Raw genomic sequence first — 776 nt, forward strand, 5'->3', positions numbered from 1 at the left:
AGGTATAGAGTTTTCCTTTTGGGGACCCGGTTCTCAAGATTCAGCAATAGCAAATTAGGTTATACTTCATCTTTAAGAAAAAAGCTGTAAGAATCGACCTCGAAAATGTCTTGACCATCGAACCCGATTCGAGGTATTCTATCAGGGTAGATCAGACAGTAATAAAATTCAGATTTAAATTGGCAATGTTAAACCAGTTAAGAATTCTAATTGTTGATGATAATGAAGTAGATCGGATCGCCGTGCGCCGATTCTTAAGAACATCGGAGATGGCGATAGAAATAACAGAAGCCGCTGACTATCAAGAGGCTAAAGAACAGATGTCCAATAATCTTTTCGACTGTATGTTTATCGATTATCTTCTACCCGATCGAGATGGTTTAACTTTGGTGCGGGAAATTCGGCAGCAGGGAGTTAAAATACCCCTAATTGTCTTAACCGGTCACGGAGACGAAGGAATTGCCGTAGATATGATGAAAGCCGGTGCTTCCGATTATCTGAGTAAATTTCGTCTTTCTGCCTCGCGCTTAAATCAAGCGATGCGAAACGCCCTACGCATCTATGAAGCGGAACAAGAAGTGGCGATTGCCAAACAAGAAAAAGAGCAATTGGCTAGACAAAAAGAAGATTTTGTTTCGAGGATGACCCACGATTTGCGAACTCCCTTAGTGTCTGTCAATCATATATTAGAACTATTTCAAGAAGGTTTATACGGTGAGATTACTCCCGAAATGAGTCGAGTCATTCATGTGATTATTCGCAGTAATACAAATCCA

At 40.5% G+C, this 776-nt stretch carries 1 protein-coding gene; it reads left to right on the plus strand.

Going from position 1 to position 776, the window contains the following annotated elements:
- Window positions 1-185: 185 nt before the first annotated feature.
- A partial coding sequence (locus tag MICAI_RS17265) for a response regulator (RefSeq protein WP_039900456.1) occupies window positions 186-776 on the plus strand: 591 nt, incomplete at its 3' end.

Origin of the sequence: Microcystis sp. T1-4 (assembly GCF_000297435.1) — a bacterium.
Taxonomy (GTDB): domain Bacteria; phylum Cyanobacteriota; class Cyanobacteriia; order Cyanobacteriales; family Microcystaceae; genus Microcystis.